This window comes from Nocardia sp. NPDC003979, from assembly GCF_053605015.1.
Map to the genome: position 1 here is coordinate 1 of NZ_JBSGIJ010000016.1, position 22,007 is coordinate 22,007.

The following is a 22,007-nucleotide window of genomic DNA, read 5'->3' on the forward strand; positions in this document are numbered from 1 at the left end:
TGGCCGGAGACGTTCATGACGTCGTCGACGCGGCCGAGGACCCAGAGGTCGCCGTCGGTGTCGAGTTTGGCGCCGTCACCGGCGAAGTACCAGCCCTGCTCGGCGTAGCGCTCCCAGTAGGTGGACCGGTAGCGGTCCATATCGCCCCAGATGCCGCGCAGCATCGACGGCCACGGCTTGTCGAGCACCAGGTACCCGTTGGCCTCGGTTTCGCCGAGCTGCACCGCCTTGCCTTCTTCGTCCACGACCTTCGCCGAGATACCGGGCAGGGGGCGCATGGCGGCGCCGGGTTTGGCATCGGTGACGCCGGGCAGCGGCGAGATCATGATGGCGCCGGTTTCGGTCTGCCACCAGGTGTCCACGATGGGGGTCTTGTTGTCGCCGAACACTTCCCGGTACCAGCGCCACGCTTCGGGGTTGATCGGCTCGCCGACCGAGCCGAGCAGACGGAGGCTGGTGAGGTTGTGGGCGTCCGGAATTTCGCGGCCCCACTTCATGAATGTGCGGATCAGCGTGGGAGCGGTGTAGTAGATGGTGACGCCGTACTTTTCGATGATCTCGAAGTGGCGGTGCTCATTGGGGGAGTTCGGGGTGCCTTCGTAGACGACCTGGGTAGCGCGGTTGGCCAGCGGTCCGTAGACGATGTAGCTGTGTCCGGTGACCCATCCGATGTCGGCGGTGCACCAGTAGACGTCCTGTCCCGCTTTGTGATCGAAGACGTTGTGGTGGGTGTAGGCGGTTTGGGTGAGGTATCCACCGCTGGTGTGCAGGATGCCCTTCGGCTTCCCGGTGGTCCCGGAGGTGTAGAGGATGAACAACGGATGCTCGGCCGGGAACGGCTGCGCCTCGTGTGCGGGCGAAGCGGCGGAGACGGTTTCGTGCCACCACAGGTCGCGCCCGTCGGTCCACGGCACCTCGGTCCCCACGCGGCGCACCACCAGCACATGCTCCACCGACGACGGCACATCGCCCTTGGCGGCCAGTGCCTCGTCGACAGCCTCCTTCAGCGGCGCGGGCTTACCCCGCCGCCACTGTCCGTCGGTCGTGATGACCAGCCGCGCCTGCGCGTCGTCGACCCGCTGACGCAGCGCGCTCGGCGAGAACCCGGCGAACACCACCGAATGCGTCAGCCCCAGCCGCGCACACGCCAGCATCGCCACGATCGCCTCGGGCACCATCGGCATATAGATCGCGACCCGGTCACCGGCGACCAGCCCGAGCTCGGTCAGATAGTTGGCCGCCCGCGAAACCTCCTCGAGCAGTTCCCGGTAGGTGATCGCGCGCGAATCGCCGGGTTCGCCCTCCCAGTGGATGGCCACCTGGTCGCCGTGGCCGTCGAGAACATGGCGGTCGACGCAGTTGTAACTAATGTTCAGCTCGCCGTCGGCGAACCAGCGCGCCACAGGTGCGTCGTCCCAGTCCAGGACCTGTGTGAAGGGTGTGTGCCAGTGCAGGCGGCACGCCTGTTCGGCCCAGAAGCCCTCACGGTCGGCGTCGGCCCGCTCGTAGAGTTCGGCACCGGCATTGGCGGCAGCCGCGAACTCGGCGTTCGGCGGATACGAATCCTGATGTCCTGCAGCGGTTTCGGTCATGTCGATGTCAGCCTCACATGCCTGGTGCGGTCGGGTCGGTCGCCAGGGCGCAGCCGTGGCACCTCGACAGTAACGAACGTGTCCGCCCCCTTGTGGGCGTTGCGTGAGCTCGGTTTCCGAGACGTTCAGTGGGCTTGATTCATCCGGTGAGTTCGCGGACAGGGCAGGCGATCCCGGGCTATCGTTTTAGATCAACCGTTCAGCTGATGGTTCCGAGAATTGTTCATTTTTTTCTGTCGAACAGGAAGGGCTCGGCAAACTTTTCCGCGTATTCGTCATGTAACCGTAGGGATACATGTGACGCGGAAGATGACTGCGTCCCCTTCATGTCATGGAAGCGAACCGGGAGAGATCGTTGAGATTCATCAGAGCGACCGCGCTGATCGCGGCGGGACTAGTGGCCACAAGCCTGGGTCTCACCGCGTGCTCGTCCGATGACAGTGCCGATGCCGCCATTGTCACCACCAATGCGGGAGAGCCACAGAATCCCCTGGTACCGACCAATACCAACGAGAACATGGGCGGCCGCGTGGTCGACCGTTTGTTCGCGGGCCTGAAGTACTACGACGCCGACGGCGAAGCGCACGACGAGATGGCCGAGAAGATCGAGACCACCGACCGCAAGTCGTATCGCATCACCATCAAGCCGAACTGGAAATTCACCGACGGCACCACGGTCACCGCCAAGTCGTTCGTCGACGCCTGGAATTACGGCGCGCTCGGCACCAACGCGCAGTTGCAGGGCTACGCGTTCAGCCAGATCGCCGGTTTCGACGAGGTGAATGCCGAACAGCCCAAGGCGCAGACCATGTCCGGCCTGAAGGTGGTCGACGATCGCACCTTCACCGTGGAACTCAAGTCGCCGTCGATCGACTTCGAGAGTGCCCTCGGTTACGCGCCGTTCTATCCGCTACCTGAGGTGGCGTTCAAGGACATGAAGGCCTTCGGTGAGAAGCCCGTCGGCAACGGCCCTTACGCTTTCGAATCTTGGGAACACAACGTCAAGATCGATTTGAAGCCCAACCCGGATTACCCGGGCGGTAGGCCCGCCAAGAACAAGGGCCTGCGCTTCGTGATGTACCAGTCCTACGAGACCGCTTACGCCGATCTGCAGGCAGGCAACCTCGACGCGCTCGACACCATTCCCGACAGCGCCCTGAGCACCTACAAGAGCGATCTCGGCGACCGCGCGATCACCAAGCCGACCGCGCAGAACCAGCACATCGGCATCCAGTCCAATGTTCCGCATTTCGCGGGCGCGGAGGGCGTGCTGCGTCGCAAGGCCATTTCCATGGCGATCAACCGGCCGCAGATCATCGAGAAGATCTTCAACGGCTTGCGTAACCCGGCACGTGATTTCACCGCGTCGACACTGCCCGGCTTCGACGCGAACCTCCCGGGCGTCGAGGTGTTCGAGTACAACCCGGAGGAGGCCAAGAAGCTGTGGGCTCAGGCCGACGCCATGTCGCCGTGGGCCGGTTCGCGCTACACCATCACCTACAACTCCGACGGCGGCCACCAGGCCTGGATCGAAGCGGTGGCCAACAGCGTTAAGAACACTCTCAATATCGACGCCGTCGCCAATCCGGTGCCGACGTTCAAGGACGTGCGTGACGCGGTGAACGCCGAAACCATCGGCACCGCTTTCCGTTACGGCTGGCAGGGTGATTACCCGACGATGATGCAGTTCCTCGGGTCGAACTACTACAGCTACTCCGAGACCAACAATGTCAACTACAACAACCCCGAGGTGGACCGTCTCTTCGACGCCGCCATGGCAGCGGCGACGAAGGAGGAGTCCTACAAACTCATCGGGCAGGCACAGGCGATCCTGATCCGGGATATGGCCGATATCCCGGTGTTCGATTACATCGCCGCCGCGGGCCGCTCCGATCGGGTCACCAAGGCCGAACTCGCCTGGAACGGCCTGTTCGACTTCGAGAACATCGAGAAGTAACCACTCGCCGCCGGGCCGGGTCACGAAAAGTGGCTCGGCCCGGCCGTTTTCGGAGGAATGATGACTTGGTACATACTCCGGCGCCTGCTCCAGATGATCCCGGTCTTCCTCGGCGCCACGCTGCTGATCTACGCGATGGTCTTCCTGATTCCCGGCGACCCGATCAAGGCGCTGGCCGGTGAAAAGGCGCTGACCCCGGCGGCCGAGGCGGCATTGCGCGCCCGCTACCACCTCGATCAGCCGTTCATCATGCAATACCTGCATTACCTGCAGGGCATTCTCACCCTCGACTTCGGCACCTCGTTCTCCGGCAGACCGGTGCGCGAGGAACTCGAACGCGCCTTCCCGATCACCATCAAACTGGCGTTCCTCGCCGTGCTGATCGAAGGCTTCTTCGGCATCCTGTTCGGTTTGATCGCCGGTTTGCGCAAGGGCAAACTGTTCGATTCGACGATGCTGATCGCGAGTCTGGTGATCATCGCGCTCCCGGTGTTCGTCGTCGGTTATCTCGCGCAGTTCCTGCTCGGTGTGAAATGGGGCATCGCACCGGTGACCGTCACCGGGAACGCCAGTCTCGGTGAGCTGATCGTCCCGGCTTTCGTGCTCGGCTCGCTCTCGTTCGCCTATGTGCTGCGCCTGACGCGAAACTCCGTGGCGGAGAACAAATCCGCCGACTACGTGCGCACCGCGACGGCGAAAGGCCTCGGCCGCCGGCGCGTGGTCACGGTGCACATTCTGCGCAATTCGATGATTCCGGTCGTCACCTTTCTCGGTGCCGATTTCGGTGCGCTGATGGCGGGCGCCATCGTCACCGAGGGCATCTTCAACATCCCCGGTGTCGGCGGAACCATGTATCAGGCGATCATCCGCGGTGAGCCGCCGACGGTGGTGTCGTTCGTGACGGTGCTGGTTGTGCTGTTCCTGCTGATGAACCTGGTCATCGACCTGCTCTATGCCGCGCTCGACCCGAGGATCCGTTATGCATGACAAGCAATCGCATTTCGTGGCCCCCGCCGACGAGGTGGAGGTGCTCGCCACCGACCGCGTGCTCGACGCGGGCACGCCGACCAGCATCTGGGGTGACGCGTGGCGGCGGCTGCGGCGCAACCCGGTGTTCCTCGTGGCCGTCGTGCTGATCGTGCTCGTACTGCTGGTCGTGGTGTGGCCGTCGCTGTTCACCAGCCAGGACCCGCGCCAGTGCCTCGGCGAGTTCGGGATGGACGGGCCGCGCCCGGGCCACCCGTTCGGCTTCGACAAGCAGGGCTGCGACATCTACGCGCGCACCATCTACGGCGCCCGCGCCTCGGTGACCGTCGGCGTCGGCTCGGCGCTGCTGTTCCTGGTGGTCGGCGGGGTGCTGGGCGCGCTGTCCGGGTTTTACGGCGGCCTGCTCGACACCGTCGTCTCGCGCATCGCCGAGATCTTTTACGCCATCCCGATGGTGCTCGCCGCCATCGTGCTGCTGCAGCTGCTCCGCCCGGCCGGGATCACCACGGTGATCGCGATCCTCGTCGCGTTCACCTGGCCGCAGGCCGCGCGCATCGCCCGTGGCGCGGTGATCGAGGCCAAGAACAGCGAATACGTCACGGCGGCGAAGGCGCTCGGAGTGTCGCGGTTCGGCACGCTGATGCGGCACGTGCTGCCGAACGCGGCGAGCCCACTCATCGTCGTGGCGACCATCTGGCTCGGCGTCTTCATCGTCACCGAGGCCACGCTGTCCTACCTCGGTGTCGGTCTGCCGCCCGACATCGTGGCCTGGGGCGCCGACATCTCCCGTGCCAAGTCCGAGATCCGTACCTCGCCGATCCTGTTCTACCCGGCGACCGCGCTGGCCATCACGGTGCTGAGCTTCATCATGCTCGGCGACGCGGTGCGCGACGCGCTCGATCCGAAGGAGCGCACCCGATGACCACCGAACCGCTGCTCGAAATCCGCGATCTGGAGGTAAGTTTCACTTCCGGCGGCAAACCGGTGCCCGCTGTGCGCGGGGTGAATCTGACCGTCTACCCCGGGCAGACCGTCGCCATCGTCGGCGAGTCCGGGTCGGGCAAGTCGACGACCGCGCACGCGATCATCGATCTGCTGCCCGGCACCGGCAAGGTGACCGGCGGGTCCATCCGGTTCGAGGGCAAGGACCTGACCAAGGCCTCGGCCAAGGAGATCGTCGCCGTCCGGGGCAACGGGATCGGCCTGGTCCCCCAGGACCCGATGTCGAACCTGAACCCGGTGTGGAAGATCGGCTTCCAGATCCGGGAAACCCTGGAGGCCAACGGCATCGCCAAGGGTGCGGCCGCGCGCGAACGGGCCGTGGAACTGCTCACCGAGGCCGGGATGACGGATGCCGAGCGGCGGGTGAACCAGTACCCGCACGAGTTCTCCGGCGGTATGCGCCAGCGCGCGCTCATCGCGATCGGGCTGTCGTGCAGGCCGAAACTGCTCATCGCCGACGAACCGACCTCGGCGCTCGACGTCACCGTGCAACGCCAGATCCTCGGTCACCTCGAAGAGCTCACCACCGAGCTGGGGACGGCCGTGCTGCTCATCACCCACGACCTCGGCCTGGCCGCCGAACGCGCCGAACACCTCGTGGTGATGTATCGCGGGCGGGTGGTGGAATCCGGTCCGGCCCTGCAGATCCTGCGCGACCCGCAGCACGCCTACACCAAGAAGCTGGTGAATTCGGCACCCTCGCTGGCGGCACAGCGGATGTCGTCGTCGCGGCAGCGGGCGAAGGTGCGCGACCGTGCCGTCGAGGTGGCCGCCACCGAGGCGCTGCCCGACACCGTGCTCGACGTGCGAAACCTGACCAAGAAGTTCAAGATTCGCGGCAAGCGACCGTGGCAGTCGACGGCTTTCACCGCCGTCGACGACGTGAGTTTCTGTGTGGAGCGCGGCACGACCACCGCGATCGTCGGTGAGTCCGGCTCGGGCAAGTCGACCATCGCGCAGATGGTGCTCGGGTTGCTCGAACCGACGGCGGGCTCGGTGGTGTTCGACGGTCAGGAGGTGTCGTCGCTGGACAGCAAGGGCGCCTTCGCCTTCCGCCGTCGCGTGCAACCGATCTTCCAGAACCCCTACGGTTCCCTCGACCCGATGTACTCCATCTTCCGCACCGTCGAAGAACCCCTGCGGGTGCACAAGATCGGTACCGCCGCCGAACGCGAGAAGGTGGTGCGCGACCTGCTCGACAAGGTGTCGCTGCCGTCCTCGGTGCTGCGGCGCTACCCCAACGAGCTGTCCGGCGGGCAGCGTCAGCGGGTGGCGATCGCCAGGGCGCTTGCGTTGTCGCCGGAACTGGTCGTCTGCGATGAGGCGGTGTCCGCGCTCGACGTCTTGGTGCAGGCACAGATCCTCACGCTGCTCAACGACCTGCAAGCCGAGCTGGGCCTGACGTACCTGTTCATCACCCACGATCTGGCCGTCGTCCGGCAGATCGCGGACAACGTGCTGGTCATGCGAGCCGGGAAGGTCGTCGAATCGGCCACGACGGATGAGGTGTTCGCCGCGCCGCGGGAGGAGTACACGCGGGATCTGCTCGAGGCGATCCCGGGGCGGGAGCTCGTGAAATAGCGGCGTCAGCGCAGCTCAGCGGCGTATCGTTGATGGGTCCGAGGTGGTGCGACGTGGCTCGCTGAGGTGGGGAGGCGCCGGTGGATCGAATCGATGCGGAGCGGCAGGCCGAGCTGGAGGCGCGTCGCCGGCGGGCCAAGACCCCGGCGGCGAAGCGCCTGGCAGAGGTGCTGTGGCCCGACCGGGTCTGGCCGAGGGCGGGCGGGTTGCATGTGGCCGTCGGAGACGGTGCGCTGGAACGGTAGCCTCGTATGTCGTGACTGATCCGCTGCAGCCCCTGGTCGACCTGCCCGGCGTGCGTGAGGCCGCCGACAAGGCGCGCGACGCGCTCGCCGCGGTGCACCGGCACAAGTCCAACCGGCGCGGCTGGGCGACCACCGCCGCCGAGGCCGCCGTCCGCGCGGCGCGTTCGTCGGCTGCCATCGAGGGCGCGAGCACCGATCTGCCCGCCGACGGCAAGGTCAGCGATCCGGTGCTGGCCGGTGCGCTGCGGGTGGGCCAGGCGCTCGACGGTGACGCGCTCACCAACCTGGTCGGCACCTGGCGCCGCGCCCCGCTGCAGGCGCTGGCCAGGCTGCATCTGCTCGCCGCCGCCGACCTCGTCACCGATCAGCAGGAACTCGGCAGGCCACGCCCGGTACCCGGGGTGGCGGAGCGGCTGGACCTGCTGGCTCAGACCGTGCAGACCAGCAAGGCGCCCGCGCCGGTGATCGCCGCAGTGGTGCACGGCGAGCTGATGACACTTCGCCCGTTCGGTACCGCCGACGGTGTGGTCGCCCGCGCGGCGTCGCGACTGGTCGCGGTGTCGACCGGGCTCGATCCCCGCAGCCTCGGCGTTCCTGAGGTGTTCTGGCTGCGTCGCAGGCAGGCCTACCTCGATGCGGCCGCCGGCTTCGGCATGGGCACACCGGAGGGTGTGGGCGGATGGGTGCTGTTCTGTGCGGGTGCGCTCGAAGACGGTGCGCGAGAGGCCAACTCGATCGCCGACGCGGCCGCGGGCTGACCTTCCCCACACATCGAAACGGGCGGCGTGCCGATTGCTCGACTTCGCCGCCCGCTAGCACGGAACACCTGGTTACCAAGCGTGCTGGGGTGGGTTGTGTTCGGTGGCCTCGGCGATCATCCGAACCCCGCCGGTTCATCCCCGCAACCTGTGCGAGGCTCTCGCCGACGACTGCCCGAATTTCGCAGGCCCACAACTCTGCTGCCCTTGTCGCGGCGCGCTCCGCGTGGGTGCCTGGCGTCCGTGCTGGGAAGGGTGGGATGGGAGGCGAAACCTTCTCTTCCGGTCCCGTCTTGGCCTTCCGTCCTTCCGTGACTCCATTCTTACACTGTGACCGCGCTCACTTCAAGCGTTTCTCAGGCATTGCCGAATCCGCTTGTTTTCGGCGTGTCAGCAGGCGATCCGTGCTTGCGGGTCGAGGCTGCGTCGCAGGTCAGCGGCGTTTACGCAGCAGCCGGTAGCTGATCGCGCCCGCCAGGACGGCGCTGAGCCCGACCGCCGCCGTCGCTGCCACCGTGGTGCTCGACGGCGCCTGGAACCGCGACCACAGCGACACCGGATTGGAGAAGGTGAGCACCGGCCAGCCGCGTGCGACGGCCTCCTTGCGCAGCGCGCGGTCGGGGTTCACCGCGGTCGGGTGGCCGACCGCGCTCAGCATCGGCAGGTCGGTCGCCGAGTCGGAGTAGGCGTAGCACCGGGACAGGTCGTAACCCTCTGCGGCGGCCAGCTTTTCGATCGCGGCCACCTTTCCCTCTCCGTAGCAGTAGAACTCGATCTCGCCGGTGTATTTTCCGTCCTCGACGACCATCCGCGTCGCCTCGGTGTGGGAGGCGCCGAGCGCCTCGGCTATCGGTCCGACCATCTCCTCGCCGGACGCCGAAACGATCACCACATCGTGGCCGCGGATCTTGTGATCGGCGATCAGGTCGGCGGCCTCGGCGTAGATCAGTGGGTCGACCAACTCGTGAAGTGTCTCGGCCACAATGGATTTCACCTGTTGCACATCCCAGCCCGCGCACATGTTGGCCAGGTTTGCCCGCATTCGTTCCATCTGGTCGTGATCGGCACCCGACAGGAGGAACAAAAAGTGTGCGTAGCTGCTCTCCAGTACGGCTCTGCGGTTGATCAACCCCTGCGCGTAGAAGGGTTTGCTGAACACGAACGCGCTCGATTTCGCGATCACCGTTTTGTCGAGATCGAAGAACGCGGCCACCCGCCCGCCGGCCGTCGGTGTACGGCCCGAGGAATCGAGTCTTGTGTCCGTAGGCGGAGTCTGGCGGCGATCGGCGGTCACGACAACAGGATAGGCACGCGCACCGACGGGTGGGGGATCCGCCCGCTCAGGCAACTGTTCGGCGTTTGCCCCGCGGACGCCGGAGGGCGCGAATCGCCGAAGAATGTCGGCCGACGCTACTTGCGCCGTCGGCGGGTTATGGGTGTAGTATTGCTGACACCTGGACATGGTCCAGGTGCGTTCAGCCCGACCCCCCGGGGCTGAACCCGACGGCCCCAGCCTCCTCCCCCCCGGCTGGGGCCGTCCTCTATTTTCAGGACGATTACTTTCATCCGGCAGCGTCTTCGGAAGTTATCCACACCCCGCGAGTTATCCACAATCGCCGTTCGACGGGTGTCGGCCGAGGTCCTCCGCGAGCACGCTGAACCGCATGAACCTCGCTCCCACCTCCGCTCCGATCTCGCCCGCCCTCGTGCTCGTGCGCGACGAACGGCTGCGTGCCGAGGTGCGCCGCGTGGCCGCGGCCGCCGAGCGGGTCACCGACGAACGGCACATGCCCGTCGGCAGGCACGCCTGGGCTGGCGCGGGCCTGGTGATCCTCGACACCGATGCCGCGATCGCCGCCGCCGCGGCGGGCTGCCCGCGACGGGCGGGGATCGTGCTCGTCACCGAAGGTGAACCGGCCGTTGCCGACTGGCAGGCCGCCACCGCCGTCGGTGCCGAACGCGTCGTCGGGCTGCCGGGCGCGGCAGTCGCGCTGGTCGAACAGTTCGCCGAGCATGCCGAGTCGCGCACCGGGGAGGGTGTGGTCGTCGCCGTGGCCGGCGCGGGTGGGGGAGCCGGCGCGTCCACGCTCGCCGCCGCGACGGCCTTACGCGGTGCGGCGCTGCGAGTGCGGCGCGACGCGGTACTCATCGACGGCGCGCCCCTGGACGGTGGCATCGACCTCGTGCTCGGGATGGAGAACGTCGCCGGGCTGCGCTGGCCCGACCTGGTGATCGAGGACGGGCGGGTTTCCGCTGCCGCGCTGCACAACGCGCTGCCTGCCGCCTGTCCCGGGTTGGCTGTGCTCTCCTGCGGGCGCGCGGGTCCGCCCGCCGAGTTGGCGCCCGCGGCGGTGCGTGCGGTGATCGAATCCGGTAGGTCCGCAGGGGATCTGGTCGTCTGCGATGTGTCGGGGGAGCGCGGTGCGGCGGCCGACGTGATGGTCGATGCCGCCGATCTCGTCGTCCTCGTCGTGCCCGCGCGGTTGCGTTCGATAGCCGCCGCCGAGGTGGTGTCGGCGTATCTCGGCGAGCGAAACCCGAACCGGGGCCTGGTGGTTCGTGGCCCCGCACCGGGCGGCTTGCGCGGTGCAGAGGTGGCCGAGGTGCTCGGTTTGCCGCTGCTCGCGGCTGTGCGTGGACAAGCCGGGCTGGCCGCGCGGCTCGAACGCGGCGGGCTCAGCGTGCGCAGACGCGGTCCGCTGCGCGACGCGGCCGACGCGGTTCTCGCCATGGTCGGGGCGCAGGTGTGATGACGACATTCGTCACCGTCGACCTGCTCGAGCGGGTCCGCGAACGCCTCGCCGAACACGCGGGCGCACCCGATGCCGCCCAACTCGCCGCCGCGATCCGCGCCGAAGCGGGCGGTGTCCTCGCCGACACCGACCTACTGCGCGCCCTGCGTCTGCTGCAGACCGAGATGACCGGCGCAGGCCTGCTCGAACCGCTGCTGCACGATCCGCGCGTGGCCGATGTTCTGGTCACCGGTCCCGATGCGGTGTGGATAGATCGTGGCCACGGCCTCGAACGCACCGACGTGCGTTTCGCCGATGAAGCCGCCGTGCGCAGGCTCGCCCAGCGTCTCGCCCTGGCGGCGGGTCGCAGGCTCGACGACGCCCAGCCGTGGGTCGACGGGAAACTCACCGGCACCGAGGCAACACTCGGCGACGCGTTCGGCGTGCGGCTGCATGCCGTCCTCGCGCCTGTCGCCCACGACGGCACCTGCCTGTCGCTGCGCGTCCTGCGCCCAGCCACCCAGGGCCTCGATGCCCTCGCGGCCGCCGGATCGCTACCTCCCGCGGCCCGTGCGCTGCTCGGCGATATCGTGCGCGCCCGCCTCGCGTTCCTCGTGGTCGGCGGAACCGGCGCGGGAAAGACGACATTGTTGTCCGCGCTGCTGGCGGCCGTGCATCCCGCCGAGCGGATCGTCTGCGTGGAAGACGCCGCGGAACTGGCACCGGTACATCCGCATGTGGTGCGCCTGGTGGCGCGCACGGCCAATGTGGAAGGGGTGGGCGAGGTCACTGTTCGCGATCTGGTCCGCCAAGCGCTGCGGATGCGCCCCGACCGGATCGTCGTCGGTGAGGTCCGCGGCGCGGAGGTCGTCGATCTGCTCACCGCCCTCAACACCGGCCACGACGGCGGGGCGGGAACAGTTCACGCCAACTCACCCCAGGAAGTTCCCGCCCGGCTGGAAGCCCTCGCGGCCCTCGGCGGCATGGACCGCGCCGCCCTGCACAGCCAGCTGGCCGCCGCGGTCCAGGTCGTCCTTCACGTCCACCGCCGCGCCGACGGCACCCGAGGCCTCCGGGAAATAGGAATCCTCCAGCGCGACACCGACTCCATCCACATCACCCCCGCCTGGCGCTCCGATTCGGCCCCGACCCCGGGCGCTCCGGAACTGGCCCGGCTCCTGGAATCGAGGCTCGGATGAGTGTGCGATCTGCGCTTCTCACCCGCCATCGGCACCGGACGCACCCGACCTCGGTCCGCCCGTTCCCGCGTTGCGAGACGAGGCGTGGGGTCCGCAAGTTCCTCGGCTCGCGGCGCCGCTGTCTCGAGAAGCTCGTCGCGAGTTGTGCACAGAGCTCCCAAGAGTGCCGTGCGCAGAGCTCTCGAAGGCGGTCGCGTACCGGCGCGAAGGTGCCGGCGGTTTCTCCTCTGTTGTCGGGCAGGTATGCGGCTCCGTCGACGGGCGAGAGATCTTCCACCGATGTGGACACCTGTGGACAAAAGCTGCTTGTCGAACTTGTCGAAACGTGAGTGAAGGTGCGAGAGATGGGGATTGGATTGCTCTGTTGTGCGGTCGCGGTGCTTGTGCTTCCGGTTTCGGGAGGGCAGCGGAGGTTCGGGCGGCTGTTCGGGGTGGCGCAGCGGGGCCGGTTGCCGCGTGTGCCTGTGGAGTGGTGTGTGGGAACCCTGGTGGGGTGTGCGGCTTTCGGCTTCGGAGTCGGAACGGGGTTGGCCGCACTCGTGCTCGGTGTGACTGTGGCTGTGCGCAATCGGCGCGGGCGGGCTGAGCGGGAGCGTCGGCAGGAATGCGCGCATCTGCTGGCCGGGTTGGAAGCTGTCGTCGGTGAGCTGCGGGTCGGAGCTCACCCGAGCGCGGCGGCGGAATCGGCTGCGGGCGAGTCGCGGGGTGAGGCGGCGCGCGTGCTCGCGATCAGCGCGGGTCGAAGCCGTCTCGGTGGTTCGGGCGCCGACGGGTTGATGCATCCGGATTCCGTTGTCGCCGAGGAGCTGTCGCGGATCGCGACCGCCTGGCGCGTCGCCGAGCAACACGGTCTGGCGCTGGCCGAACTTCTCTCCGCCGCCCGCACCGATCTCCTCGCCCGGACCCGCTTTCGCGACCGCACCGAATCCGCGCTGGCAGGCGCTCGAGCCTCCGCCACGGTCCTCGCCGGACTCCCGCTGGTAGGGGTAGGACTCGGCCAGCTGATGGGCGCCGCACCCCTGTCCGTCCTCTTCGCTTCTCCCGCAGGTGAATTCCTTCTACCCCTCGGCACCGCCTTGGCCTGCTGTGGATTGCTGTGGACGGATGTCATCACCCGAAGGGGGACGGCATGAGCGTTCCGATGAGTCTCGAGTCACTGCCGACTTGTGAACTGCTGTGGAGGGTGTCCCCACCCAGGACGAGTGTCCACGCGCGTTCATGTACGCCGGGCGGGAGATGGCCGCATGTGTTCGTCCGCCTGCGCGGGGGCGACTCGAGCCCGGGTGTGCCTGCCCGGCGAGGCGTGCGCCGTCCACGCGCCGACCAGAGTCGGCCCACCAGCGGTTGTGGACTGTGCACAGAGCTGTGGATGGGTGTGGACGGTTGCCGATGTCGAGTGAAAGGGGTTGATGTGCAGCAAGATTTCGGTGCGCCGCTACCGCTCGCGGTTCTGATTCTGGCTGTTGCGCTGCTGGTATTGCCCGGGAGGGTGGCAGTCAGCCGGCGATTGCGAGGACTCGGGCCTGCGGCGGCACCGGCTCCGGTGCGGGTGACGGCGAAGGCGGACCCGTTGGGGTCGGCTTCGGCATTCGATCTGCTCGCCGCGTGCCTGCGAGCCGGGCTGCCGATGGCAGCAGCCGCACGAGCCAGCGCTCCCACCGCACCACCGGTCTTATGCGCGGCTCTGCTGCGGGCCGCCGACCTACTGGCACTCGGCGCCGACGCCACCACGGCATGGGAACGTGCCGCCGCCGACGCGGTCGGTTCCGCGGGTGCCGATGAAGTCGAGTCGCTGGCGCGGATGGCGCGACGCTCGGCCCGGTCGGGCGCTTCGCTGGCCACCGCGGTCGCCGAATTGGCAACGCAGCGACGCGAAGTGGTGGAAGACGCCGCCGTGGCACGCGCCGAACGTGCGGGTGTGCTGATCGGCGGCCCACTCGGGCTCTGCTTCCTGCCCGCCTTCGTCTGCCTCGGGATCGTCCCGGTCGTAGTGGGTTTGGCGGGCCGGGTCCTCGGCAACGGCGGCCTGCCGTGAACGCCCGCCAAGTGGGCCACGAAACGTCACCGGGTGGATCGTCCGCGCGGTGGGAAATGAGAGGGGATCACGATGACGCATGTACGCACCGTCTGCCTGGAGGTCCGAGCCCGCTTCACCCGGCTGCTCTTCGACGACGCCGGGATGTCGACGGCGGAATACGCGATCGGGACCATTGCCGCGGCCGCCTTCGGCGCGGTGCTCTACGCGGTGGTCACGGGGGACAACATCGTCAACGCGCTGACATCGATCATCGACAAGGCGCTCAACACCAGCGTGTAAACCGCTGTCGCGCAAGCTGTCTCACAGACGATACGGGAGCGGTGACGGTCGAGGCCGCCATCGCCCTCGCCGCCCTCGTATGCGCGGTCGCCCTCTGCGTCGGCGCCCTGCTCGCGGCGTCGACCCAGGTGCGCTGTGTCGACGCCGCCCGCGAAACCGCGCGCCTGGCCGCACGCGGTGACACCACCCACGCCGTCGCCGCAGGCCGCACCGTCGCCCCACCCGGGGCCACCGTCGAACTCCGCAACGACGGCGACCGCGTCGTCGCCACGGTCGCCGCAACCACCCCACTACTTCCCGGCCTGCACCTCCGAGCCGAAGCGGTAGCCGTCCTCGAACCCGGAACTCAGCCATGACTACACCGATCTCTCCTCGGGACACGCCGCCATCTATGGACCACGCGGCCTGTCATCCCTGCCCTCGTGACTCAGGACTGATGCGCACCGCTCGCGCCGAGGTTCTGCACCCGATCGGCCAGGGCTCACGCGGCCGCCGTGGGACCGGGCGCCGACGAGGCTCGGCCTACCTCGAGCCGCGGCGGTATCGGTCCGCAGCTTCCGGGGGCGACCAGGGTGGTGCGACAGCCTTCGCATGCGTGGCGTTGGCTGGGCTGATCTGTTCGACCTTGATGGTGGGGCAGGTCGGTGCCGTGGTGGTGGCACGGCACCGAGTGCAGGCGGCGGCCGATCTGGGGGCGCTGGCCGCTGCGGGCGCTTTGGTGGAGGGGGCGGAGGTGGGGTGCGCGGAGGCGGGTGATGTCGCGCGGCGCATGGGGGCGCGTGTGTCACGGTGTGAGGTGGAGCAGTGGGATGCCGTGGTGACGGTCGAACGGCAGGTGGGGCTCGGGGTGTTCGGTGTGCGCTCCGTGGTCGGCGCGGCGCGGGCGGGCCCGGTCGAGGAGAGCGGGTGATGCCACGCGTTCGCACAGGTCGGCTTGCTTCCGTGCTGAACTAAGCGGAATTTACCGGAACGCCACCCCAGCCATTTCCAGCGCTTTTATTCGAGGCGCCGAGAAAAAAATGAAACAAATGACGATGAACACCATCGATGCCTGATTGGCAATGTGTCAGTTAATGGAAGGAGATTCCTTTTTATTCTACCGCCGAGTAACACCCAAGCCGTTTGGACTGGTCAGGGCAAATTCGGACAACTGACCAGGAAACTTTCGGTGGGGTGTAGCGGCGGTCACGATGCCGTGACGGCGGCATCACGCCGTGCCGGAGCTGTCGGAATGGCTTGCGAGTTCACCGAGCACCGCCACCAGCAGACGTTCGGCGGCCGCCTTGTCGAGCGGATTGTTGCCGTTGCCGCACTTGGGTGATTGCACACAGGACGGACAACCCTCGTGGCACCCACAGCTGCGGATCGCGTCGAGGGTTGCCGACAACCATGCGCTGAGCTGGGCGAACCCGCGCTCGGCGAAGCCCGCTCCACCCGGCTGTCCGTCGTAGACGAACACCGTCGGCGCACCGGTATCGGGATGCTCGGCGATGGAGACACCGCCGATATCCCAGCGGTCACATCCCGCCACCAGCGGCAACATCCCGATGGCCGCGTGCTCGGCGGCATGCAGGGCGCCGGGAAGCTGGTCGTCGGAGATACCCGCGGCGGCGAGCAGCCGCGGTGCAACGGTGTAGAGGACGGCCTTTGTGTGCAGGGTCTGCGCGGGCAGGTCGAGTTCCACCTGGTCGAGCACCTCTCCGGTCACCAGCGTGCGCAGGTAGCCGATGACCTGGTTGGTCACCGCGACCTGCGCCGATGCCGTCGTGACCGCGCCGAATACCCGCTGTTCGAGCACCGTTTCGATGCTGATCGAGGTGACCTGTCTGGCGCTGGTCGTGAAACCGGGATCCACCTCGTTGACGAACGCGACGCCACCGTCGAGGTCGAGTTCGTCGACCAGATAGGTCTCGCCCTGATGCAGGTGCACGGCACCGTCGTGCAGCGTGGCCGGTGCCCGGCCGGCGTCGGCGGTGCCGAGCAACCGTCCGCTCTCGGCGTCGACGATCGCGATGGGCGTGCCGAGTCCGCCGCGCACATCGACGGCGTCGTGCGGGTGGCTCTGCGCCGTCACATGCCAGCGCGCCGGTAGACGCCCGGATCCGGGCCTGCGCCTGATCAGGCCCTCTTCGGCCAGGTCAGCGAGTACGTCGGCGGCCCGCAGCTCGGTCACCTCGGCGTCGGTGAGCGGCAGTTCCAGTGCGGCGCACAGCAGTTGCGGACCGAGGATGTACGGGTTGTACGGGTCGGTGATCGTCGCCTCGATCGGTCGGTCGAGGAGGGCTTCCGGGTGATGCACGAGATAGGTGTCGAGGGGATCGTCGGTCGCGACGAGCACCACCAGCGAACCCTGCCTACGCCTGCCCGCCCGGCCCGCCTGTTGCCAGAACGACGCGACCGTGCCGGGAAAACCGGCGATGACGACGGCATCAAGACCGGCGATGTCGACACCGAGCTCGAGCGCATTGGTGCTCGCCACACCGAGCAGATCGCCGCGCGACAGCGCCTGCTCGAGCTCCCGCCTGTCCTCGGCGAGATAACCGGCGCGATAGGCAGCGATGTGTTCTCGCAGCTCAGGGGCGGTATCGGCGAGCACTCGACGCGCCTCGAGTGCGATCAACTCGGCACCGCGCCGGGAACGTACAAAGGTCAGCGTCCGCGCCCCTTCGGTCACCAGGCTCGCCATGATCTTGGCGGCCTCGCCCGTCGCGGTACGCCGAACGGGCGCCCCATTCTCCCCGGTCACCACGGTGCTCAACGGCGGTTCCCACAGCGCGACGGTGCGCGCACCGCGCGGCGAACCGTCCTCGGTGACGGCGGTGACCGGCGCCCCGACCAGCCGGCTCGCCGACCCGGCCGGATCAGCGCTGGTGGCGGAGCACAGGATGAACACCGGGTCGGCACCGTAGAACCGCGCGAGTCTTCGCAACCTGCGCAGCACCAGTGCGACATGCGACCCGAACACCCCTCGGTAGGCGTGACATTCGTCGACCACCACGTAACGGAGGTTGCGCAACACCCGTGACCAGCGCTGATGCGACCGCAGCACCCCCATGTGCAGCATGTCCGGATTGGTGAAGATCCAGCGTGCGTTGGCCCGAACCCACTGCCTGACCTCGGCGGGAGTGTCACCGTCGTAGCTCGCCGGATGGGCCTCGCGCAGCGGGTTGTCGTGGATCAGCGAGCCGACGGCCCGCAACTGATCAGCACCCAAAGCCTTCGTCGGGGACAGGTACAGAGCGGTCGCGCGCGGGTCGTCACGCAGGGCGGTGAGGACGGGTAACTGGTAGCCGAGGGATTTCCCGGAGGCGGTTCCGGTGCTCACGACGACGTGTTCGCCAGCCGCGGCGAGCTCGGCGGTGCGCGCCTGATGCGCCCAGGGCCGCTCGATTCCCTGGGCACTCAGCGCGCTGACCAGCTCCGACGGCACCCAATCCGGCCAGACCGTCGTGCGGGCGGGCCGCGCGGGCAGCTCCGCGACATGGGTCAGCGGACCAGTGCTCGATGCCGCATCGAGCAGGACACGATTCAGCAACGATCGACCGTAACTTTCGGCCGCGGACGACGCGCGGACCTCGGTCCGCTCTGTCGGATTCATCCGGTTGCCCTCTCATGCGACATCGGAAGTGTGAAACGTGTGTGTGCGCCGAGAGCGACCTGGGTTTTCGTAACCCAATAGCGACCTGGGTCACAGGAGGTTTGCTGGAAGCTCACCCGGTTATCCCTAAGCAAACAGACTGAAAGTACGGATACACCCAATCGTCCCCTTACCTGCGCATTCGCAAGATCAAGAATTTTGCAAATTGTCGGTAACTCGACTGTTGAATTGCTCGGAGACATGGTTCACTGGGTCTCGGTCGCAAGCTTCTGTGTTCGAGGTACGGATCCAAAGTCCAACCATCAGCAGGATCGATGTTGCGAACGCCGTGCTCAGGTTTTCCTTGCAGGGGGATCCAACAGTACAGCGGTCTCAACGGACCCGGTGGACGAACCCAGTTGTCCGCCGTTCCGGTAAGAAAGAGAAGGAACAGAATGGCACAGGGAACTGTGAAGTGGTTCAACGCGGAGAAGGGGTTCGGCTTCATCGCGCCCGAGGACGGCTCCGCTGACGTCTTCGTCCACTACTCGGAGATCCAGGGCACGGGCTTCCGTACCCTCGAGGAAAACCAGAAGGTCGAGTTCGAGGTCGGCCAGGGCACCAAGGGCCCGCAGGCCACCGGCGTTCGCGCGCTCTCCTGAGCTGCGAAACACAACTACGCCCGTCCCCCACCCCCGTGCGCGGAGGTGGGGGACGAGCCATTTCCGGGTACGATCGGCCAGAACGGCCGACCCGGGACCCGCGAGCACGCGCACCTGAAAACCCCGGCGCCAGCCGCCGACGGCGCTTCTTCCCATGGGCGCAGGGTATAAACGTCACTGGTGGCGATGTCGAACGTCGCGCCGTCTGCCCCAGCCGCGCTCCGAGCGGACCTCCCGAGGCGCGGATCTAGAAGGAAGGTGTTCGCCGGTGGCAACACGAGACCGCAGTTCAGCCGACCAGGGGCGACCCCTGCGTCGTCTCGTGATCGTCGAGTCCCCGACGAAGGCCCGCAAGATCGCGCCCTATCTCGGCCGCAACTACACCGTCGAAGCCTCCGTAGGCCACATCCGCGACCTCCCACGCGGCGCCGCCGACGTGCCCGCCAAATACAAGGGCCAGCCCTGGGCCCGCCTCGGTGTCGACGTCGACCACGACTTCGAGCCGATCTACGTCGTCAGCCCCGACAAGAAGGCCAAGGTCGCCGAACTGAAGGGCCTGCTGGCCGACGCCGACGAGCTCTACCTCGCCACCGACCCCGACCGCGAGGGCGAGGCCATCGCCTGGCACCTGCTCGAAACGCTCAAGCCGAAGGTCCCGGTGCGCCGGATGGTCTTCCACGAGATCACCGAGCCCGCCATCCTTGCGGCCGCCGCCGACACCCGCGACCTCGACAACGACCTGGTCGACGCGCAGGAGACCCGCCGTATCCTCGACCGCCTCTACGGCTACGAGGTCAGTCCGGTGCTGTGGAAGAAGGTCATGCCGCGCTTGTCGGCCGGTCGCGTGCAGTCGGTGGCCACCCGGGTGATCGTGCAGCGTGAGCGTGAGCGCATCGCGTTCCGCTCCGCCGAGTACTGGGATATCGCCGCCAAGCTCGACGCCGGCCCCGACGAGAAGTCCGACTCCACCAACCCGCGTACGTTCGGCGCCCGATTGGTGCAGGTCGAGGGCGCGCGCGTGGCGTCGGGCCGCGATTTCGGTTCCGACGGTCAGCTCAAGTCCGCTTCCGGCGTCGTGGTGCTGGACGAGGCATACGCGCGTCGGCTCGCCGAGTCGCTCGACGGTGTCGACCTCGTTGTCAGCTCGGCCGAGGCCAAGCCTTACTCGCGTAAGCCGTACCCGCCGTTCATGACCTCCACGCTGCAGCAGGAAGCGGGCCGCAAGCTGCGGTTCACCTCCGAGCGCACCATGCGCGTCGCGCAGCGGCTGTACGAAAACGGCTACATCACCTATATGCGAACCGACTCGACCACGCTGTCGGAGTCGGCCATCGCGGCCGCGCGCTCGCAGGCCACCCAGCTCTACGGCGCGGAGTACGTGTCGCCGACGCCGCGTCAGTACAACCGCAAGGTCAAGAACGCGCAGGAGGCACACGAGGCGATCCGCCCGTCGGGTGACACCTTCATGACGCCGGGGCAGCTCGCGTCGAAGGTCGACCAGGACGAATTCCGCCTCTACGAGCTGATCTGGCAGCGCACCGTCGCCTCGCAGATGGCCGACGCGCGCGGCACCACGCTCACCCTCCGCATCACCGGCACCGCGCGTTCCGGTGAGGAGTGCGTGTTCTCCTCCTCGGGCCGCACCATCACCTTCCCCGGCTTCCTCAAGGCTTATGTCGAGAGTGTCGACGAGGAGGCGGGTGGCCAGTCCGACGACGCCGAGTCGCGCCTGCCCGCACTCGAAGAGGGCCAGGCGGTCACGGCTGTCGAGCTCAACCCCGATGGACACAGCACCAACCCGCCCGCCCGATACACCGAGGCCTCGCTGATCAAGACGCTCGAGGAACTGGGCATCGGCCGCCCCTCGACCTACTCCTCGATCATCAAGACGATTCTCGATCGCGGGTATGTGTACAAGCGTGGCAGCGCGCTCGTGCCGTCGTGGGTGGCCTTCGCGGTGATCGGTCTGCTCGAGGCGTACTTCGGCAGGCTCGTCGACTTCGACTTCACCGCCGCCATGGAGGACGACCTCGACGCCATCGCCGGTGGGCGTGAGCAGCGCGGAAACTGGTTGTCCAGCTTCTATTTCGGTGGTGAGAACGGCGCCGAGGGTTCGGTCGCGCGTTCGGGTGGCCTCAAGAAGATGGTCTCCGTGCAGCTCGACGACATCGACGCGCGCGAAGTGAACTCGATCAAGATGTTCGTCGACGACGAGGGCCGCGATGTGGTGGTCCGCGTCGGCCGGTTCGGGCCGTATCTGGAGCGCATGGTCGTCAATCCCGATGACCCGGACGGTGATCCGATCTCGCAGCGCGCCAACCTGCCCGACGATCTGCCGCCCGACGAGCTGACTCCCGAGGTCGCCGAGAAGCTGTTCTCGACGCCGCAGGAGGGTCGTTCGCTCGGCATCGACCCGGCCACCGGGCACGAAATCGTCGCCAAGGAAGGACGTTTCGGGCCCTACGTCACCGAGATCCTGCCGGAACCGCCCGCGTCGGACCCCGCCGCCGCACCCGCGAAGAAGACATCGAAGAAGGCCGCGGAAGTCAAGCCGCGCACCGGGTCGCTGTTCAAGTCGATGGATCTGTCGACGATCACGCTCGACGACGCGTTGAAGCTGCTGTCGCTGCCGCGCGTGGTCGGTAACGACCCCACCTCGGGCGAGGAGATCACGGCGCAGAACGGCCGCTACGGCCCGTACCTGAAGAAGGGCACCGACTCCCGTTCGCTGGCGTCGGAAGAGCAGTTGTTCACCGTCACCTTGGACGAGGCGCTCAAGCTCTACGCCGAACCAAAGCGGCGCGGGCGGCAGGCGGCGAGCGCGGCACCGCTGCGCGAGCTCGGCAAGGACTCGGCCACCGACCGCCCGATGGTCATCAAGGACGGCCGTTTCGGTCCGTACGTCACCGATGGTGAGACCAACGCGAGCCTGCGCAAGGGTGACGAAGTGGAGTCGATCACCGACGAGCGTGCCTCGGAGCTGCTGGCGGAGCGGCGTGCGCGTGGCCCGGTGAAGAAGAAGGCGACGGCGAAGAAGGCGGCCAAGAAGGCGCCTGCTAAGAAGACCGCGGCCAAGTCGACGGCGACCAAGACGGCGGCCAAGAAGACCACAGCCAAGAAGACGACCGCGAAGAAGACTGCCGCGAAGAAGGCCCCTGCCAAGAAGGCGACAGCGAAAAGCGCTGGGGCGAGCGAAGACTGACACATCGGTCCGTTCAGGCGCGTTCGGCGATAGTTCGGGTCGAGGTGGCCGATGGGTCAGCGGCATGTTAGCAATGCGTGCCGACGCTGAGCGAGTGCTGCTGACGTTGTCGACGGCGTCATCCGGCAACTGCCGTAGTTTTGTGCGGCCGACGAGCTGCGGCCGAGAGTCGGTTGCGCGCCGAGGTGCGACTGAT

At 67.4% G+C, this 22,007-nt stretch carries 18 protein-coding genes; 15 read left to right on the forward strand and 3 right to left on the reverse strand.

The features are described from left to right. A partial coding sequence (gene acs / locus ACWEVR_RS26315) for an acetate--CoA ligase (RefSeq protein WP_452469135.1) occupies positions 1–1,592 on the reverse strand: 1,592 nt, incomplete at its 3' end. Between the two features lie 331 nt (positions 1,593–1,923). Between acs and ACWEVR_RS26320 the strand changes: the two genes are divergently transcribed. The 6 genes from ACWEVR_RS26320 (at position 1,924) to ACWEVR_RS26345 (ending at position 8,122) form a co-directional block, all read left to right on the forward strand. Then, on the forward strand, positions 1,924–3,549 hold the full coding sequence (locus ACWEVR_RS26320; protein WP_452469136.1) for a peptide ABC transporter substrate-binding protein: 1,626 nt from the start codon (positions 1,924–1,926) through the stop codon (positions 3,547–3,549). Between the two features lie 60 nt (positions 3,550–3,609). Further along, positions 3,610–4,536, forward strand: a complete 927-nt coding sequence (locus ACWEVR_RS26325; protein ID WP_067640809.1) for an ABC transporter permease — start codon at positions 3,610–3,612, stop codon at positions 4,534–4,536. Next, positions 4,529–5,458 (forward strand): ABC transporter permease, encoded by a 930-nt coding sequence (locus tag ACWEVR_RS26330; RefSeq protein WP_452469137.1) that lies wholly within the window; start codon positions 4,529–4,531, stop codon positions 5,456–5,458. Before ACWEVR_RS26325 ends, ACWEVR_RS26330 begins: the two co-directional genes overlap by 8 nt. After that, the gene (locus ACWEVR_RS26335) at positions 5,455–7,119 is read left to right on the forward strand and encodes an ABC transporter ATP-binding protein (protein ID WP_452469138.1); all 1,665 of its coding nucleotides are present in this window, start codon (positions 5,455–5,457) and stop codon (positions 7,117–7,119) included. The genes ACWEVR_RS26330 and ACWEVR_RS26335 overlap by 4 nt, the downstream gene beginning before the upstream one ends. A gap of 80 nt (positions 7,120–7,199) precedes the next feature. Further along, positions 7,200–7,364: a hypothetical protein gene (locus ACWEVR_RS26340; protein WP_157104681.1), complete on the forward strand. Its 165-nt coding sequence runs from the start codon at positions 7,200–7,202 to the stop codon at positions 7,362–7,364. Positions 7,365–7,375: 11 nt separating this feature from the next. Then, positions 7,376–8,122 (forward strand): Fic family protein, encoded by a 747-nt coding sequence (locus tag ACWEVR_RS26345; RefSeq protein WP_225281424.1) that lies wholly within the window; start codon positions 7,376–7,378, stop codon positions 8,120–8,122. 433 nt (positions 8,123–8,555) lie between these two features. Here the strand turns inward: ACWEVR_RS26345 and ACWEVR_RS26350 are convergent, their stop codons facing one another. Beyond that, positions 8,556–9,335, reverse strand: coding sequence for an HAD family hydrolase (locus ACWEVR_RS26350; protein WP_133733990.1), 780 nt, complete (start codon positions 9,333–9,335; stop codon positions 8,556–8,558). Positions 9,336–9,786: 451 nt separating this feature from the next. On the opposite strand from ACWEVR_RS26350, the gene ssd reads away from it, so the two are divergent. The 7 genes from ssd to ACWEVR_RS26385 all read left to right on the forward strand — a co-directional run bounded on the left by ssd (position 9,787) and on the right by ACWEVR_RS26385 (position 15,280). After that, positions 9,787–10,872, forward strand: coding sequence for a septum site-determining protein Ssd (gene ssd / locus ACWEVR_RS26355; RefSeq protein ID WP_452469139.1), 1,086 nt, complete (start codon positions 9,787–9,789; stop codon positions 10,870–10,872). Continuing rightward, positions 10,872–12,053, forward strand: a complete 1,182-nt coding sequence (locus tag ACWEVR_RS26360; protein WP_452469140.1) for a TadA family conjugal transfer-associated ATPase — start codon at positions 10,872–10,874, stop codon at positions 12,051–12,053. The genes ssd and ACWEVR_RS26360 overlap by 1 nt, the downstream gene beginning before the upstream one ends. Positions 12,054–12,529: 476 nt before the next feature. After that, complete coding sequence (locus ACWEVR_RS26365; RefSeq protein ID WP_452469141.1) at positions 12,530–13,186, forward strand: type II secretion system F family protein; 657 nt, start codon at positions 12,530–12,532, stop codon at positions 13,184–13,186. A 236-nt stretch (positions 13,187–13,422) separates the two neighbouring features. Continuing rightward, on the forward strand, positions 13,423–14,088 hold the full coding sequence (locus ACWEVR_RS26370) for a type II secretion system F family protein (protein ID WP_452469142.1): 666 nt from the start codon (positions 13,423–13,425) through the stop codon (positions 14,086–14,088). Between the two features lie 72 nt (positions 14,089–14,160). After that, positions 14,161–14,370, forward strand: coding sequence for a DUF4244 domain-containing protein (locus tag ACWEVR_RS26375; protein WP_067495857.1), 210 nt, complete (start codon positions 14,161–14,163; stop codon positions 14,368–14,370). A gap of 41 nt (positions 14,371–14,411) precedes the next feature. After that, on the forward strand, positions 14,412–14,726 hold the full coding sequence (locus tag ACWEVR_RS26380) for a TadE family type IV pilus minor pilin (protein ID WP_452469143.1): 315 nt from the start codon (positions 14,412–14,414) through the stop codon (positions 14,724–14,726). Between the two features lie 113 nt (positions 14,727–14,839). After that, on the forward strand, positions 14,840–15,280 hold the full coding sequence (locus ACWEVR_RS26385; protein WP_452469211.1) for an Rv3654c family TadE-like protein: 441 nt from the start codon (positions 14,840–14,842) through the stop codon (positions 15,278–15,280). A gap of 297 nt (positions 15,281–15,577) precedes the next feature. Here the strand turns inward: ACWEVR_RS26385 and ACWEVR_RS26390 are convergent, their stop codons facing one another. Then, on the reverse strand, positions 15,578–17,968 hold the full coding sequence (locus ACWEVR_RS26390; RefSeq protein WP_452469144.1) for a DEAD/DEAH box helicase: 2,391 nt from the start codon (positions 17,966–17,968) through the stop codon (positions 15,578–15,580). A 434-nt stretch (positions 17,969–18,402) separates the two neighbouring features. Here ACWEVR_RS26390 and ACWEVR_RS26395 point away from each other — a divergent pair, with 434 nt between their 5' ends. Together ACWEVR_RS26395 and topA are read left to right on the forward strand one after the other, a co-directional pair. Beyond that, positions 18,403–18,609, forward strand: coding sequence for a cold-shock protein (locus tag ACWEVR_RS26395; RefSeq protein ID WP_019044597.1), 207 nt, complete (start codon positions 18,403–18,405; stop codon positions 18,607–18,609). A 268-nt stretch (positions 18,610–18,877) separates the two neighbouring features. After that, entirely contained in the window at positions 18,878–21,811 is a 2,934-nt protein-coding gene (topA, locus tag ACWEVR_RS26400) for a type I DNA topoisomerase (protein WP_452469145.1), read from the forward strand. The last annotated feature ends 196 nt before the right edge of the window (positions 21,812–22,007 follow it).